Source organism: Empedobacter sp. UBA5924, from assembly GCF_002431085.1.
GTDB classification, from domain to species: domain Bacteria; phylum Bacteroidota; class Bacteroidia; order Flavobacteriales; family Weeksellaceae; genus Empedobacter; species Empedobacter falsenii_B.
In genome coordinates, this window is the sequence record NZ_DJDM01000056.1 from 1 (window position 1) to 16188 (window position 16188).

Sequence of the window (16188 nt, forward strand, 5' to 3'; positions counted from 1 at the left end):
GAGGATATGACGTACCCACAATGATTTACATCAAAATTCTGTTTGGATTGATTATCAACATTATTGTTTTGATCAAAAACTAAAACAACCTTCTACATAAGTTGGTATTTTTACTTTTCTAAAATTAAGCCAAGCATAGCAAAGTCCTCCTAAACCAGCAATTGCCAAACTAGAAACAATTGTTTTATTTACTTTTCCCATCTTCTACTCTTTTTTATGTTCGATATTTAACAAAAACTCAATCAAATCCATATTCAACTGTTCTTTATGAGTTATATTCAATCCATGCGGCGCATCGTCATACACAATGTAAGTCGATTTCGCGATCAATTTTGCAGCTTGATCTCCAGCTGTTTTAATTGGTACAGTTTGATCCTCTTTTCCATGAATAATTAATGTTGGAACATCTATCATTTTACATTCAGCTCTAAAATCTGTGTCCATCCAAGAGCGTGCAGCTCTCAAAGTTGCAATAGGTGAAGCATGCGAAGCAACCGAAAAATCAAAATCTAATTGTTCTTTGCTTACAGATTTTTTTAACAAGCCATGATTATAAAAACCTTTATGAAAACCTTCTAAAAATTCTAAACGATTTGTTTCAAGTTGATGAACAATCTGATCTAAGTCTTTTTGTGGAACGCCGTGTTCGTTATCATCAGTTTGTTTTACGAGTGGAATAATTGAACTGATCAATGCTATTTTCGAAATATTACTGTTTCCATAATTGGCAATATAACGCACAACTTCTCCTCCACCCATCGAAAAACCTACTAACACAACATTTTCCAATTGTAAATCATCAATCAAGGCATGTAAATCTTCAGCCAATGCATCATAATCGTAACGATCCCATGTCGCACAAGATTTTCCAAAACCTTTTCGATCATAGGCAATACAACGAAAACCAGCTTCTACAATTTTAGGAATTTGATATTCCCACGATTGTAAACTAAGCGGCCAACCATGAATCAAAATAACGGGTTGAGCAAGTTTATTACCGTAATCGATATAATTTAGTTTATAATCTTTTCGTTTTAATTTAGCCATAATAATATTTTTAAGTGGTTTATAAATAATAATCTAACTGATAGATTATGATCATATTCATCACAATCATTAAGCCAATTATGAAATATTAGCGATTTCTGTAATAAAAAAGTCAACAATCAAAATTTGGCTTGATTTTTTAGGTAACTAAATTTCAACTTAAACAAGTTCGCAACTATGGATTTACATTCTGGATTACCTTTTTGGATTGTTAAAAACGAATTTTTTGATTTATATCATCCTCTTCGAAATGATTTTAAAATAGATGTTGCTATAATTGGCTCCGGCATTACAGGAGCTTTAGTTGCGCACGAATTATGTGAAGCAGGTGTAGAATGCGCTCTTATCGATAAACGAACTATTTCTACAGGAAGTTCTGCAGCAAGTACTGCTCAATTACAATATGAAATTGATACCCCGTTAAGTAAATTAGTAAATATTGTTCCCAAAAAAATTGCTATTGATGCTTATTTCAATTGCTTGGATTCTATTACAGATATAGAAAATATATTCAAAAAAACTAATATTGATGCTGATTTTACACGTGTTCCTACAGTTTTATTAGCGAGTAATCAGCAAGGTGTGAAATTGTTAGATGAAGAATATACAATAAGAACAGAAGTCGGTTTGCCTGTCAAGTATTTAGATGCTAAACAATTAAAAACTTATCAAAATATTGATGGAATTGCTGCTTTACAAAATGATACTTCTGCACAAATGGATGCTTATAAAGGCGCTATCAATTTATTAAAGTATCATCAAGAAAAACATCAATTACAGATTTTTACCCATACAAAAGTGGAAAAAATAAACGAAAATAAGAACAATTGCGAACTATGGACGGAGCATGGACATACTATTTCGTGCAAGTATGTAATTGTTGCAACTGGTTTTGAAGCAGGTCAATTTCTACCTAAAAAAGTAATGAATTTATTATCTACTTACGCCATTTGTTCGGCTCCAATTGATGAAAAAATGGTTTGGCCAAATCGTAGCTTAATATGGGAAACAGCAGAACCATATCTTTATATGCGAACAACAAAAGATAATCGATTGATAGTTGGTGGTGAAGATGAAGATTTTCAAAATCCTGATAAAAGAGATGATTTACTTCGAGCAAAAATTAGAACTCTTGAACGTAAATTTAGCAGATTATATCCAGAAATTGAATTTAATACCGAAATGGCTTGGTGCGGAACTTTTAGCTCCACAAATGATGGTTTACCTTATATGGGTCCTTGGAAAAAAGGTGATCGAACGTTATTTGCATTAGGTTATGGAGGAAATGGGATTACTTTTTCGATGGTTGCAGCTCAAGTTTTAAAAAATATTATTCTTAACCAAAAAGATAGTCGCTTAGAAACCTTTGGTTTTGATCGACCAACTAAATAATTAAAAGTAAATTTCTATTCATATTTTATAACTACAATCATAAAATCAGAAAGATTATTTGATCTAATTGGACGGCAAATACTAAATAAAATATAATTATGAAAAAGAATACGAAACAAAATATAGCTCGTTATAGCCTAGGTGCTTTTTTAGTGGTAGCTGGTATTACACATTTAACAATTGCGAGAAAAGAGTTCAAAGCTCAAGTTCCTAATTGGGTGCCCTTAGATAAAGATGATACTGTGGTATATTCAGGAGTGGTAGAAATAGCACTTGGTAGTTCAATTATATTAGTATCGGACAAAAAGAAAGAACTTGTAGGTAAAGTTATTGCAGGATTTTTTGCTGCTGTATTCCCTGGAAATTGGGCACAATATAAAAATCATAGAAATGGATTTGGTCTAGATACGGATCAGAAGCGTTTAGCAAGACTATTTTTACAACCATTACTCATGCTTTGGGCAATCAAATCAACTCAAAAATAACCATATTCAATAGAGATCAATATATGAATACATCAATATTTTAGAAAGTATTAACATTTAAATTAATAGTTTGGTCTGAAAATTCCAAATTAAAATATCATAACTAAATAATCACAAAAATGAATACAACTAGAATTTCAAAAAATTTACAAAAAGCTTTAAATGATCAAATCACTTTAGAAGCCTTTTCTGCGCAAATGTATTTGATGCTTGCTTGCTGGGCAGACGAAAATCAATTAGATGGAATCAAAAATTTTATGATGAAACACTCACAGGAAGAGCGTGTACATATGGCTAAAGTTATGGAATACGTTCAAGAAAGAGGAGGAATTGTAAAAATCGAAGCTATACAAAAACCTGGTCCTGAACCAAAAAATGTATTAGAGTGTTTTCAAGCTGTTCTAAAACAAGAAATTGAAAATACAGAATCCATTTATAAAATTGTCAAAATGAGCATGGATGAAGAGGATTGGGCTACATGGAATTTCTTACAATGGTTGGTTGCTGAACAAAGAGAAGAAGAGAAATTAGCACTTGATTTATTAGACAAAGCTGAATTGGCAGGAGGAGCTAAAATGTCGGATGCAGCAAAATTTGAACTGAATAAAACAATTGGGACTACTGGACAAGATTTCCCTACTGCAGACCAAATCAACCCATTAGCAGAATAAATTAATTCTTGTAAAATCAAAAATCCCTTAATTTTAATAAAACTTAAGGGATTTTTGATTGCTAGAAAATAAAGAGAAAATATTAGGTATTTTCTTCATCACTGGATTATCAACCAAAGAAGGTAGCAACAAAATTATTTTTCCATCCAAATGCTTTTTGTCATCACGTAAATCTATTGTTTTGTACTCAGGTAATGTAACACCAACACTTTCGTAAGCCTCATTCAATTTTGCAATGGAATAATGGACATTTAACTCTCCAATACCCTCCAATGCTTTCATAATACGCTGCGATTTCCCTAAAGAATCCCCTATAAAGACCGAAGTTTTTCCTTTCGCTCTATTATGATCTACCCAATCACGTATGTTTTTTTCTTGTTCTGCCACAGAAAGCCAATTGTAAACAGGAAGACCGAAGGTACTTTCGGTAATGAATTCGTGGCATTTTACAGCTTCAAAAGCCGTAGAAAGCCCATCATCTTGCAATTTATAATCTCCAGAAATTACGCTTACATAACCTTTATACTCTATCCTAATTTGTGCTGAGCCGATTATGTGACCTGCAGAATGTAATGAAACTTTAACCCATTTATAGTTAGTTGTTCGCCATAACCAATACTTTCGCATTCGATATTTCTACCAATTCTTGAAAATAAAATAGGTTTAGTGAAATGATGACACAAATATTTTTTCATTCCACTTCGGGCGTGATCGGCATGTCCATGCGTGATAACTGCTAAATCTACAGGTCGCCAAGGATCAATATAAAACTTCCCTGGAATGCAATAAATACCTTTGGATGTGAATTTTAGCAGTTTCAAATTAATTTGTTTTTTTTGATTTATTTTTTAAATGTTTCGCTACAAAAAATCCTGCAGCGAATACTAGCGATGTTCCGATGATTTTTTGATTTGTTTTTGTTGGTACTGGAATAGCCATCTTTCCATAAACAGCATGTGGATCCGTAGAAGGTTGTAAAACATTACCTTCATCAGCCTTTCCTTTTTTCACCTTCATCATCAGCCTTAAAACACCTGTTGCTAAATTGGTAAAGGTTTCTGGAAAAGCTCCATGTGCAAGCTTTAACATAAATGATGTGGCGTCTGGAAAGGTATCATTTTTAGGTTTGTTTATTAAATTATATAGCACCTTTGCGGTATCTTTAGGATCGGCTGCAAACGGAGGTATTTTAAAATCTAAACCTGAGAATTTAGCGGAATGCATATTTCCTGTAGATTGTTGAACTTGTGGATAAACGTTGCAAATATGAATTTCGGGATACACACTATACTCACTTTGTAAACCACTCATCAACCCTTTTATTCCTGTTTTAGTTGCCGAATATACCGAACTAAATGGAGCTGGCATATATCCTCCAATGGAAACATTATTAATTAAAATGCCTTGATTTTGTTCTTTAAAAACGGGTAAAACGTAGTACGCTCCGTGCATATACCCCATTAAATTGGTTTTGATTACTTGTTCGTTTATGTCCATAGGAATTTCCTCAAATTTTCCACTTGCCATAACACCTGCATTATTCACCCACACATCTATGCGTCCAAATTCTTTCAGAGCAAATTCAACTAAATCTTTTACTTCATTTGCATTAGAAACGTCAGTTGATTTATAAACCGCTTTTCCACCGAAAGCATTGCATTCTGAAACCGCCTTTTCTAAACCTTCTACACCTCGTGCTGCCAAAACCAATTGATATCCATTTTGAGCAAATAAGTGTGCTGTAGCTAAGCCAACACCACTAGAAGCGCCAGTAATTACCGCTGTTTTAGTAATTAAATCAATGACTGTATTTTTCATAATTATAAATAGTAATATTAAACAAAAAGTCTCAGCGCTCTGAGACTTTACAGTATTTTAATCGTTAATTAGACAGTCTATTTTTTCGAAATCATTCTATACACTGCTAGACATAAAACTGCTCCAGCAATTGCAACTAAAAAACTAGAAATATTAAATCCGCTTACATCGACACCTAAAAGCATCGATCCAAGCCACCCACCGACAACAGCTCCAATAATCCCAATAATTATTGTTACTATCCAACCACCTGGATCGTTACCAGGGTGTATTGCTTTTGCTATTGCTCCGGCTATAAGGCCGAAAATTATCCATGTTAGAATTCCCATAATGTGTGATTTTTAAAAATTAATAAATTGCGTTAATAAAAATAATATTTCAAATGCAATGCCATAAATAGTTTGTTTCTGCATTTTTCTTTAATTAATTAACATTGTAGAAGACAATAATTTATTCTTTATAGTTTCAGTTCTCCTTCAATTCCTCCGTCTTCAATTGTACTTCCTGTAACGGCGGCAAAAAGCATTTTCGACATGGCAATAAACTTATTGTCTTTGGTTTCGTAATAATACCCATCGTTTGGCGAAACTTTTATTAGACTGATATTAGGATCGTCTTTTCCATCAAACCAAGCATTTGCAAAATTGGTCCAATATTTATCAATTAAAGTTTTATCTTTTGAAACACTGGCTTTTCCTTTAATAAAGATGTATTCGTATTTAGAATTATTTATAAAATAAATTTTCAGTAAAAATACATCAAAGATTAAAAACAGGTAAAACGGTTGTAAATAAAGGCTTTACAGCCGTTTTATGATTTTTTGGTAGTGCGGGAAAAAGCAGGAAAAAGCGAGGTTCGGCAAAAGTAAGGTTACTAAAACGTTACTTTTAAACATCGAAAATAATCGTTTTAAAATTCTGTATTTCAGCTTTTTGCATAGTTTTTCATATTGTTCCGTGGCTCACATAGGTTTAATTTTATCATTAAGAATTGTGAGTATGGAAACGACAAAAAAATCAACGTTTAAGGTGCTTTTCTACCTTAAAAAGAACGCCCCAAAGAAAAACGGAAAGGTTACGGTTATGTGCAGGATTACCGTGAACGGCAAACAGTCCGCATTCAGTACCAAGTTGGATATTTCCGTATCGAATTGGGATTTGAAGTACGGCAGGGTTTTAGGCAAAAGCAGGGAAGCCCAAGAGGTAAACGGCAAGCTTGACAAGATACGTTTGGGTATCGAGGAATGTTACTCCAAAATCCTAAAGAACGAGGGAGCGGTAAACAGTGCGAAACTAAAAAATGCCTTTCTCGGTATGGAAAGCGGAGAACTGACCTTTTTCAAATTCTACGAACAGTTTATAGCAGACTTTGAAAAAAAGGTAAACAGCGGACTTCGGGTACAAGGCACACACCGCAGATACAAAACGCTTTTAAAGCACCTGCGGAATTTTGCCCTTGTGAAATACGGTTATACTGATGTAATGTTTAATGACCTTACTTCTAATTTTGTACAGGATTTCGACTACTATTTACGTGACGATTTAACCCTAAATCATAATACTATTTGGAATTATATGATTGGGTTTACTACGCTTTGCCGATTGGCGATGAACAGAAAGCACCTCGCTTTTAATCCGTTCAGCGAATACAAGAACACCAAAAAGGACAAAGACAGGGGCTATCTGTTGCGGAACGAGTTGGAACAGCTTGTAACGTTCAACTGCGAAAAAAAGAAAGACGAATTGGTCAAAGACCTGTTTGTTTTCAGTTGCTTTACAGGGCTTTCCTATTCGGATATAAAAGGTCTTAAAAACAGCAATATCCAAGAGTTCTTTGACGGCAATCAATGGATTATTGTACGCAGGAGAAAAACCGCCACATCGTCCAATGTAATGCTATTGGATATTCCTAAAATGATTATCGAAAAGTATGCAGGAATTGCAAAAGACGGCAAGGTTTTTCCTGTTCCGTCTAATAGTTTCTGTAACGATAGATTAAAAGGAATATCCCAACAAATAGACTGCCTGAAAGAAAAGAAAGTAACCTTTCATTTGGCACGTCATACGTTTGCTACGTTGTTTTTGAGTGAGGGCGTTCCGTTGGAGAGTTTGAGCAAAATGTTAGGGCATAAGAATATTGCTACTACACAGATTTATGCCAAGATACTTAATGAGAAAGTCGGAAAGGATATGCAAAAGGTATCACATAAATTTAAAGGTTTGGAACGCTCTTTTGTGGCAAGCCTGTAAGAAGTATATCATACTCCCCTAAAACAGCACAGCCCATTGTTTTTAAGCAATGGGCTGTTTCTTTAATCGACCGATATGGTTACGGTTTTAAAGCACTCTTTCGATTTAATCGGCTAACGCTGATAGTTATCTTCCAACACCTTAATAATATCGCTTTCACGAAACAGAATTTTCCGTTCGAGCTTGATAAAAGGTATCAGTCCGTCATCTCTATACTGTTGCAACGTCCGTTTGCTAATGTGCAACATCTCACAAACCTGTTCGCCTGACAGATAAATTTCCCCTTTTAAAAGTGGGTGGAAATATTCCCTGATATACAGCAGTTCATTTTTGATACCTACCACAGCTTCGAGCAGGGCAAGCATATCCTCGTTTGAATTTCCAATCTGTTTCATCTCCTTTGCTTTTTTAATGGTCGCTCTCCCTGCATAAGTAACTCCACTTCGGACAATCTGAAATACGTCTTCCGGTTGATTTGCGTTGCCCCAAGAATGCCTTTTGCCCTATATGTCTGCAACGTGCGTTTGCTTATGTTGAGCAGTTGGCAGGCTTCCTGTTGGTCGAGCCATTTCGTTGCCTGTTGCAATGCTTTGTAGGGTGCAGTAATTTCCGCTATCAAATTGGAAACTTCCTTTACTTCCTTATGCAGAGCCTTTAAAATCTGAATGTCCAAAACTGTTATTTCCATATCTACATCATTTAAACCTCAAAAATAGAAGCTACTTATACAAGGCTTTCCAATGTAGCAGTCAGAGGTAGCATTTGGCGTTCAGATGCCAAATACTCGGCTATAATCCCAACTTCGGTTTCTTGTTTTTTGGACGAGCCTGTTGCATTTTGATTGAGCTGTCCATTTTTAAAGCAGGCTTTTTGCCCGTCTGTACGGTCTGTTTTTTTTCATCGTTTTTGAAGTCCGAGCGCATCACCGTTTTTGTCGCACCTATAATGCTTTCAGGTTCGGCGGTCTGTTTTTGCGGTTCATTACGTTTGCCCCCAAACAGCCTGCCCAGACCCAACCCCTTTGTTTCCTTGAACTGGCGTTTAAGGTTGGCAATGAAATTGGAAATCGGGTCGCTGCTCTTATCGACCTGCATAAAAGGGGCATCCTTTTTTTTCTCGGACAGCTCTTTTTCTTTACGCTCTTTATCGGTTAATGCTTTTTGTGCCATAGGTTCAAAATTCTTGCCCAATATAGAACACAGGGAAATGCTTCATTTGCCTTTGGCTTTCAGTGGCAGTCTTTGGCGGTCAAAGGCATTTTTTGATTTTGATAAAATCATATTTGAAAAATGTACCCAAAAAAGAACAAAAAGGTAGCAAAGGTAAGGCGGACACCCACCGCACCGCCCAACCAAAAGCTTACGGCATAATGGCAGGGCAAATAAGGTGGCTTCGCCGAGTTGTTGTGTTGCCCTGCCACCCTTCGGGACTTATTCCGTTTCCTTTTGGTTTTTCCGCTTGTCCGCCTTGATTGAATGGCTTTCTTTTTTTCTGTTTTTTTCTTTTGGAAACAATTTTAAGAGGGAGGAACGCACTGCCAACCAACAACACACCGCTATCAAAACAACGGCTTCGTTTTACTGTTGTACAATGCCAAAATCATTTCCTCAAATTCCTCAAAATGGTGTTCGAGGATATTGTCAATGTAGGAATACAGCGTTGTCTTTTCTTCCCTCGTCAGTTGGACGATACGGATTAACCTTTCGTGGTATTCGGGACGGATATACACTACCTTTCCGTTACGTCCGGACGGAAACCGATTGGCTAAAAATTTTTCCTCGTAGTCCACTTTTTTAGACGGACTGTTTCGGGCTTTCTCTTTGGGCTTGCCTGTCTTTGGTGTTTCCTGTTTGTCGGCATTGGGCGGGGCAACAGGCTCATCACCGCCAATGATACCCATAAGGTATTCCTCATTTACATCGGGCTTTGCAAATTCATCGTTAATGTTGTCTGAAACCATAATCCTATATTTTTACAGTTGAACGATTTTTAAAAACTCATCGACAAACAAATCCAATTTTGTCGCTTTCATCAACGGCACTTCCGCAGGTAGCAGGCTCGACCTGAATACATAACTGCCTGTGTCGTCCGTCTCCTTTCGGAAACGCTTACTGTCCATTATCCTTGACTGCATTACGGAAAGGTTGAGCTGTCTGATTACGCTTTGATAGGCTTCGTACACGCCTGTTCTTTCCCTGCCGTCCACACCATTCCAGAACAGCCACATTACCTGTCCTTTGTTTTCGCCCTCAATCGGAGGAAGCCCGATAAATGCTTTTGTAAAGCCCAATGTACTTTCCACGACCAAGCGGTCTGCCGACATCGGAGAGAAGATAAAGTCCATTTTCTTTAAAGTCGTCAAAACACCTTTGGTATTTGCCGTTCCCGGCAAATCAAAGAAAATCACATCGGGCTTAACTGCCGATTGGCTTACGTGTTCCGAAGCGGTCTGCAAGGCGGTATCAGCCTTGCACCTGATAATCGGATATGCCTTTTTGTTAATGGCTTGAAACTGTTTCATTGCCATTCGCTTGTGGTATTCGTTCTGCATTATGGTTTTCATATCCCTTTCACGTAAATGGGTAAGGCTATGTTGCGGAAAGTCGCAGTCCATTACAAATACATTGTAGCCCAGGCGGTAGTGAAGTACACTTGCCAACAGGGTTGTCATCGTTGATTTTCCCACACCGCCTTTTTGGGTGGCGAAGCTGATTTTTAAAGTTTTCTTTGTTGTTTCCATTATTCAAAAATTTATTGTTGCACATTTTATCCGTTTTGCACACAGGTATATTTTGGGGCAATCGGTAAGCCTTGCAGAAAGTAAAATGCTTTCACAGTTTTATACTTTTAAAACTTTATGCTTTTACACAAACCTAATTTTCCTACCTGCATTAAAACGATAAGGCAAATAAAGCGATTAAAGTATCCGATGATTGAAGTATGGCAGTGTTTGGCGCTCAGTGGCAGTGTTTGTCCGAGTGATGAAAATGGATTGTTCCTTTACTTTGTAAAGGAATAACGGAGTAGGTTTAATCCCTTAAAATCGAAGTATTTACGGATACGATGAAAACAGTTCCAGACTGTTTTTCTCGGCTAACTCCAATCCGTTTGCAAAACGGATTTTTCTGAACCCCTGTTCAGAGCAAGTTATCTCTTGAGGTCCTCGAAATGAATTTCCGTACCTCAAAAGCACTTGCCCTTGCAGGGGGCTGGAAACCGCTCCGAAGTCGCAGTTTTGTTTAACATTAGAAATGGATTTATTATGGAAGAAAAGAACAGTAAACAGATTAGGAAAACAGGAAGAAAACCGAAGATTGACCCTGCGGTTCATCGGTATTCCATCAACCTGAACGCAGAGGATAATGCCAAATTTCTTGCCCTTTTTGACCAGTCAGATATGAAAGTAATCGCCCATTTCATCACAGCCTGTATCTTTCAGAAGACGGTAAAGACCGTAAAAATTGATATGAATGCAGTAGAATATCACGAAAGATTGACCCGATTTTTTAGCCAATTCAGAGCAATCGGAACAAATTACAACCAGATTGTGAAGATATTGTACCGCAATTTTTCAGAGAAAAAAGCAGGAACATACCTTTTTAAATTGGAAAAAGAAACCATTGAATTGGTAAAAGTTACTAAAGAGGTCATCCGTTTGACACAGGAATTTGAAGAGAAGTATCTGAATAAAGAGTAGAAAGTGATGATTGCAAAAATCGGAAAAGGGAGCAATATGTACGGAGCGATTTTGTACAATCAGCAGAAAGTAGAAACGGAAAACGGAGCGGTTCTGTTGCTGAACAAGATACCCGACACGGTGGACGGTCGGTACTCCGTAGCCTATTTTAATAAATGTTTTGAGCCATATTTGTCGGCAAATATCAAAACAGAAAAGACGGTTCGTCATATATCGCTGAACCCCGACTCGAAAGACGGGGTCAGCGATGAACAGTTTACCGAAATGGCACAGGAATATATGGAACGTATGGGCTACGGCAATCAGCCTTATATTGTTTTCAAACATACGGATATAGACCGAACGCATATACATATCGTTTCGACCTGTGTGGGCATTGACGGAAAGAAAATCCCCGATGATTACGACCACCCACGCTCAATGGCTATCTGTCGGGATTTGGAAACGAAATACAATTTGCATAAGGCAACCGAACAAGAGCAGAAACAGGGCAATAAAGTTTTCAAACCTGTGGATTACCACAAAGGCGACATCAAAAGTCAGATTGCTTCGGTAGTACGGCATCTGCCGAAGTATTACAGCTTTCCGACTATGGGAAGCTATAATGCTTTATTGTCGCTGTTCAACATTACAGCGGAAGAAGTCAAAGGCGAGCGGAACGGTCAGCCGGTAAACGGATTGGTGTATGTAGCATTGGACGAGAAAGGAAACAAGGTAAGCAATCCATTTAAGGCATCGCTATTCGGAAAAGACGCAGGAGTTGCACAACTGCAAAAACACTTTGAACAGTCAAAAGAGAAAATGAAAACCAATTCTGCAAGGTTAGTTTTAAAGAATACCGTTGAATTGGCTATGCACACGACAAGCAACGAAATAGAATTTAGAAAACAATTGACCGAACACGGTATTAACACGGTTTTTCGCAGAAACGACAACGGACGGGTTTACGGAGTGACTTTCATCGACCACGAGAGCCGTAGTGTTTGGAATGGTTCACAGTTAGACAGAAACCTATCAGCTAATGTATTCAACGATTGGTGGAACAACGGAAACAAGCCCGAATTAAAAATACAGGACAACCCTGTTTCCAAAACGAATACAATAGATGATTTGCCAACGAAAGACCTTTTTGAGTTTATCCCACAGGAGCGTTCGCACAGTTCCGATTTGGGATTGTTCAGTTTGCTACCTGATGCACAGGACGAAGATTACGAGGAAGAACAGTTTACCAAACGAATGAAGAAGAAAAAGAAGAAAGGTAGAGGATTGTAATGTTGGAAATACAATGGTATGAGAGGCGGTGCTGTAAATTCGGAACATTTTGATGTACTTTATTTCACTTTTCACAATGTTTAGAATATCCAATTATATCTGAGGATAATCACGTTAGTTGTGAAATATAGTCTAATAAAATCAACGCCCAAAAAATGACATAGATAAGTGTTTTGTACACTAAATAATGGCAAAAAGAGGATGTTTTATCTGAAAATGGAGGTAAATTTGTACTTTCTATTCTTCAGATTATGAAACGTACCATACCCGTTTGGCAATTAAAAGACAATATATCAGGAGTTCGTATTGACAAGATTGATAACTCTTATATTTCCCTGCTCCTGGACAGTATAAGTGAGCTGCACCGCAACGACCATTTTATATGTATAATCCTGACAACAGGTCAGGCAAAACTTTTGGTTGATTTTAAAATGGTAGAAATCAAAAAAGAAAAACTGTTATTTCTTTTTCCGGGACAAATTCAACGAGCGATACATTTTGATACCAATAGCAAAGGGTGGATATTATTTCTGGACAATAAAATTGTAGATGATAATGCACGGCTAATGATTGAAGACTCTTTGCTTAAAGAACCGCTCTTATCACTTTCGCAGTCAGACCTTCAATGGTACTTGGAATATTTTAACTTACTGTTCAATACGTATAACGATTACACATTCGCCAGCTTTCATAAGTCTGCGGTATATTCTTTGACAATGCCTTGTATTTATAAAATAGCATCAGCTTTTCAGGCAACGGCCGAATCTTTGTCAAAGCACCATTCCCAACGAAAAATTGAACTTGCGAAAAAATATAAAGGACTTGTAAGGAGCCATTACCGTGATTTAAAGAAGCCGAGCGATTATGCCGGATTGATGCATTATTCAACCACCTATCTAAACGACACCATAAAATCAGTAACAGGCTTCAAGGCAACCTATTTTATCCAGCAAGAAATGCTTAGGGAAAGCCAACGATTATTATCCTATACAGACCTTAGCATAAAGGAGATTGCAACTGAATTAGGATATGATGACCCCAAATATTTTAATAGAATCTTTAGCAAATTGACCACTGTTTCTCCCGGTCAATTTCGCAAGGATTTTAAATCACAAAATACCATAAAAAGATAACGGAAGTTTCTGCGACCGTAAATTTATCTGTAAACAGAATGATAGATAACTTAAAAATCGTACTCAAACAATTCGCTGATTTTGATGAAGACGAGCTTAACAAAATAACGGATTGCTTCAAAAATAAAACCGTTCAAAAAAACACCGTTTTGCTGAAAGAGGGAATTGTCTGCAATGAGTTTTATTTCATTCATACAGGTTGTGTCAGGATATTTTTCATAGATAAGAACGGCTATGAAAAAACGAGGTATATAATGCTTGACAGCGATATGAATTTGGGAACGGCATTAACGAGCTTCATTTCGCAAAATCCGTCCATTGAATATATAGAAGCCCTTGACGATACGGTGCTGTTAGCTATCAATCATTCCGATTTTTACCGCCTGAATACTGAAATGCCTAATTGGAGAACGTTCTACCAACGGATTTTGGAAATGGCTTATTCATTCCAAAGCAAAAGAGTTGAACATTTGGTTACCCTTACTGCCAAACAACGGTACGACAATGTTTTGAAAGAAAACCCAATCTTAATCCAACGTCTTTCAAACAGGATACTGGCTTCCTATCTGGATATTCGGGAAGAAACATTGAGCCGATTGAAATCTAAATAATACGATTTTGACATAGGTCAAAGGATAATGAGATTTATTAAAGCACCTTTGCATAAATAAATATAAATATGGGGATAGTTGAAAACTTGCTGAAAATGATACTTCAGGAAGCGACGATTGAAAATAAAACCAAACTTTCCGAAACAGTTTATCAGATACGGCTAAAAAATGAAAGCATAAAAAGTGCTGATTTTATGGCAGGATATTTTTTACGGTTAGGTATTGGAATTGAAAACAATGATGTTACTTTAAAAGACAAAGTGAGAAGTTACAGTGTTTGGGATATTGATAAGTTCAATGGAACTATGGAAATTGCCATAGCTACGCACAGCAACGGGATTGGAGCTGAATGGGCAGAGCAATGTAATGCTGGCGATAAAGTCTTTTTTAAATGGAAAAAGGGAAATTTTATCATAGATAATTCCGCAGACAGCTATTTGATGATTGGCGATTTGTCTGCGTTATCACATCTCTACATTATTAACCGAAATCTTCCAAAAGACAAAAAAGTGGAAAGCATTCTATACAGCGAAAAACTAAACGAACTGTTTGCAGATATTGACGGCACAAAACCATTCAGTTTTTATGAAATGCCCCAAAATCCTTATAAAGAAATTATCCGTAAGATTAAAGAAATCGTTCCTAATATGAAAGGAAAAAAAATGGTTTACATTGGTGGCGATAGCAGGATTTGTGTAGCCTTAAACCAATTTTTCAGAAAAGAACTCCAATGGGAAACCAAACAGATAAAAACCAAACCTTTTTGGAATCCTGAAAAGAAAGGGTTGGAGTAGTTTTTTATAAAACCAACTTTTTGCAATTAATCAGCCCCGAAAATTCGGGGCTTTTTCTTTTCCAATAATTTGCTGAATCATTTGACGAACCATTAAATATAACTTTCGTGTTCCTCATTTTACCCTCCTGCAAAAGCAAAAAGAATACTTCAAAGCGAAATCCAATAAAACGGTCGTTGCCATTCATCATAAGAAGTGCCAATAGAATAAGTATGTTGAGCAAATAAGTGTTTTGTCCACCAAATCAGGGGAAAAGTAGGACTTTCCATATAAAACGGCAGGTAAATTTGCAAATGGATTATTCAAGCGATGAAAAAGCAAGACATCCGTTCGGCAACCAAAAGAGAATAAAGATATGGCAAGAACCCTCAATAAGAAAAACGAAGAGCATTTAGGTATGGTATTCATTCCTGATATAAGCGGTTTTACCAAGTTCGTACACCATTTTGACATTAGGTTGGGAAAGGAAATCATATCCGAATTGCTTTCAACGATATTAAACGCCAATATTTTAAACCTAAAGGTTTCTGAAATTGAGGGAGATGCTATCCTTTTTTATAGATACGGCATATTACCTACACTAAAAGATTTAATGAACCAATATGAGTTGATGCTCATTGCGTTCAAAAAGAAACTTTATGAATTAACCGGAGGTCGCCTCTTTCTGATTCCCGACCTTTCTTTGAAATTGATAGTTCACTATGGGGTTATTACTGAATATAAACTTTATGGGTTTAGAAAACTTTACGGAGTAGCCATTGTGGATGCCCACAATTTGCTTAAAAATAATATTCCAAGCAACAACTATATTCTAATAACAAACGATTTTCTTCATCAATTACAAAGTCAAAAAGCAAACGAAATAATACTGCCTGAATGGGTAATACAGAGAACGACCAAGATTGGTGGACTGTCTTTTACTTACTTTTTGTACGACATAGAACTGTTGAAAGGAAATGTATTTCACGAACGAAAAAATGAAAACCCCGATTAGCAACTAAAAATAATTTAATAAATAA

The 16188-nt window shown here is 36.5% G+C and carries 21 protein-coding genes; 10 read left to right on the forward strand and 11 right to left on the reverse strand.

What is annotated here, in order from left to right:
• Positions 1 to 72 precede the first annotated feature (72 nt).
• Complete coding sequence (locus tag B3792_RS13860) at positions 73 to 201, reverse strand: hypothetical protein (RefSeq protein ID WP_260392044.1); 129 nt, start codon at positions 199 to 201, stop codon at positions 73 to 75.
• 3 nt (positions 202 to 204) lie between these two features.
• Complete coding sequence (locus B3792_RS13865) at positions 205 to 1047, reverse strand: alpha/beta fold hydrolase (RefSeq protein ID WP_125350639.1); 843 nt, start codon at positions 1045 to 1047, stop codon at positions 205 to 207.
• Between the two features lie 177 nt (positions 1048 to 1224).
• On the opposite strand from B3792_RS13865, the gene B3792_RS13870 reads away from it, so the two are divergent.
• The 3 genes from B3792_RS13870 (at position 1225) to B3792_RS13880 (ending at position 3595) form a co-directional block, all read left to right on the forward strand.
• Positions 1225 to 2439, forward strand: coding sequence for an NAD(P)/FAD-dependent oxidoreductase (locus tag B3792_RS13870; protein ID WP_291060001.1), 1215 nt, complete (start codon positions 1225 to 1227; stop codon positions 2437 to 2439).
• Positions 2440 to 2537: 98 nt separating this feature from the next.
• A complete protein-coding gene (locus B3792_RS13875; protein ID WP_291060003.1) occupies positions 2538 to 2924 on the forward strand; it encodes a DoxX family protein in 387 nt (128 codons plus the stop codon).
• A 119-nt stretch (positions 2925 to 3043) separates the two neighbouring features.
• Entirely contained in the window at positions 3044 to 3595 is a 552-nt protein-coding gene (locus B3792_RS13880; RefSeq protein WP_291069956.1) for a ferritin, read from the forward strand.
• A 33-nt stretch (positions 3596 to 3628) separates the two neighbouring features.
• Here the strand turns inward: B3792_RS13880 and B3792_RS13885 are convergent, their stop codons facing one another.
• The 4 genes from B3792_RS13885 to B3792_RS14165 form a co-directional block, all read right to left on the reverse strand.
• Positions 3629 to 4222: a hypothetical protein gene (locus B3792_RS13885; protein WP_291069958.1), complete on the reverse strand. Its 594-nt coding sequence runs from the start codon at positions 4220 to 4222 to the stop codon at positions 3629 to 3631.
• 195 nt (positions 4223 to 4417) lie between these two features.
• Entirely contained in the window at positions 4418 to 5413 is a 996-nt protein-coding gene (locus tag B3792_RS13890; protein ID WP_291069960.1) for an SDR family NAD(P)-dependent oxidoreductase, read from the reverse strand.
• Between the two features lie 77 nt (positions 5414 to 5490).
• Positions 5491 to 5742 carry a GlsB/YeaQ/YmgE family stress response membrane protein gene (locus B3792_RS13895; RefSeq protein ID WP_019976198.1) on the reverse strand — a complete coding sequence of 84 codons (252 nt, stop codon included), beginning with the start codon at positions 5740 to 5742 and terminating at the stop codon, positions 5491 to 5493.
• Positions 5743 to 5870: 128 nt separating this feature from the next.
• On the reverse strand, positions 5871 to 6188 hold the full coding sequence (locus B3792_RS14165) for a pyridoxamine 5'-phosphate oxidase family protein (RefSeq protein ID WP_409450514.1): 318 nt from the start codon (positions 6186 to 6188) through the stop codon (positions 5871 to 5873).
• Between the two features lie 223 nt (positions 6189 to 6411).
• Between B3792_RS14165 and B3792_RS13900 the strand changes: the two genes are divergently transcribed.
• Complete coding sequence (locus B3792_RS13900) at positions 6412 to 7662, forward strand: site-specific integrase (protein WP_291069962.1); 1251 nt, start codon at positions 6412 to 6414, stop codon at positions 7660 to 7662.
• Between the two features lie 113 nt (positions 7663 to 7775).
• On the opposite strand, the gene B3792_RS13905 is transcribed toward B3792_RS13900, so the two are convergent.
• The 5 genes from B3792_RS13905 to B3792_RS13925 form a co-directional block, all read right to left on the reverse strand.
• Positions 7776 to 8057, reverse strand: coding sequence for a helix-turn-helix domain-containing protein (locus B3792_RS13905; RefSeq protein WP_034979496.1), 282 nt, complete (start codon positions 8055 to 8057; stop codon positions 7776 to 7778).
• Complete coding sequence (locus B3792_RS13910) at positions 8054 to 8350, reverse strand: helix-turn-helix domain-containing protein (RefSeq protein ID WP_291069971.1); 297 nt, start codon at positions 8348 to 8350, stop codon at positions 8054 to 8056. Before B3792_RS13910 ends, B3792_RS13905 begins: the two co-directional genes overlap by 4 nt.
• Before the next feature lie 100 nt (positions 8351 to 8450).
• Positions 8451 to 8831 (reverse strand): hypothetical protein, encoded by a 381-nt coding sequence (locus B3792_RS13915; RefSeq protein WP_291069973.1) that lies wholly within the window; start codon positions 8829 to 8831, stop codon positions 8451 to 8453.
• A gap of 389 nt (positions 8832 to 9220) precedes the next feature.
• A complete protein-coding gene (locus B3792_RS13920; protein WP_291069975.1) occupies positions 9221 to 9622 on the reverse strand; it encodes a DUF3408 domain-containing protein in 402 nt (133 codons plus the stop codon).
• 12 nt (positions 9623 to 9634) lie between these two features.
• Positions 9635 to 10402 (reverse strand): ParA family protein, encoded by a 768-nt coding sequence (locus B3792_RS13925; protein ID WP_291069977.1) that lies wholly within the window; start codon positions 10400 to 10402, stop codon positions 9635 to 9637.
• Positions 10403 to 10924: 522 nt separating this feature from the next.
• On the opposite strand from B3792_RS13925, the gene mobA reads away from it, so the two are divergent.
• The 6 genes from mobA (at position 10925) to B3792_RS13955 (ending at position 16163) form a co-directional block, all read left to right on the forward strand.
• Positions 10925 to 11359, forward strand: coding sequence for a conjugal transfer protein MobA (gene mobA, locus B3792_RS13930; protein ID WP_291069980.1), 435 nt, complete (start codon positions 10925 to 10927; stop codon positions 11357 to 11359).
• A 6-nt stretch (positions 11360 to 11365) separates the two neighbouring features.
• Positions 11366 to 12631 carry a conjugal transfer protein MobB gene (gene mobB / locus B3792_RS13935; RefSeq protein WP_291069981.1) on the forward strand — a complete coding sequence of 422 codons (1266 nt, stop codon included), beginning with the start codon at positions 11366 to 11368 and terminating at the stop codon, positions 12629 to 12631.
• A 251-nt stretch (positions 12632 to 12882) separates the two neighbouring features.
• Entirely contained in the window at positions 12883 to 13764 is an 882-nt protein-coding gene (locus B3792_RS13940) for a helix-turn-helix domain-containing protein (protein WP_291069983.1), read from the forward strand.
• Between the two features lie 38 nt (positions 13765 to 13802).
• Positions 13803 to 14375, forward strand: coding sequence for a Crp/Fnr family transcriptional regulator (locus tag B3792_RS13945; protein WP_291069985.1), 573 nt, complete (start codon positions 13803 to 13805; stop codon positions 14373 to 14375).
• A 68-nt stretch (positions 14376 to 14443) separates the two neighbouring features.
• Positions 14444 to 15169, forward strand: a complete 726-nt coding sequence (locus B3792_RS13950; RefSeq protein WP_291069987.1) for an SIP domain-containing protein — start codon at positions 14444 to 14446, stop codon at positions 15167 to 15169.
• A 355-nt stretch (positions 15170 to 15524) separates the two neighbouring features.
• Positions 15525 to 16163 (forward strand): DUF2652 domain-containing protein, encoded by a 639-nt coding sequence (locus B3792_RS13955; protein ID WP_291069989.1) that lies wholly within the window; start codon positions 15525 to 15527, stop codon positions 16161 to 16163.
• Positions 16164 to 16188: the final 25 nt, after the last annotated feature.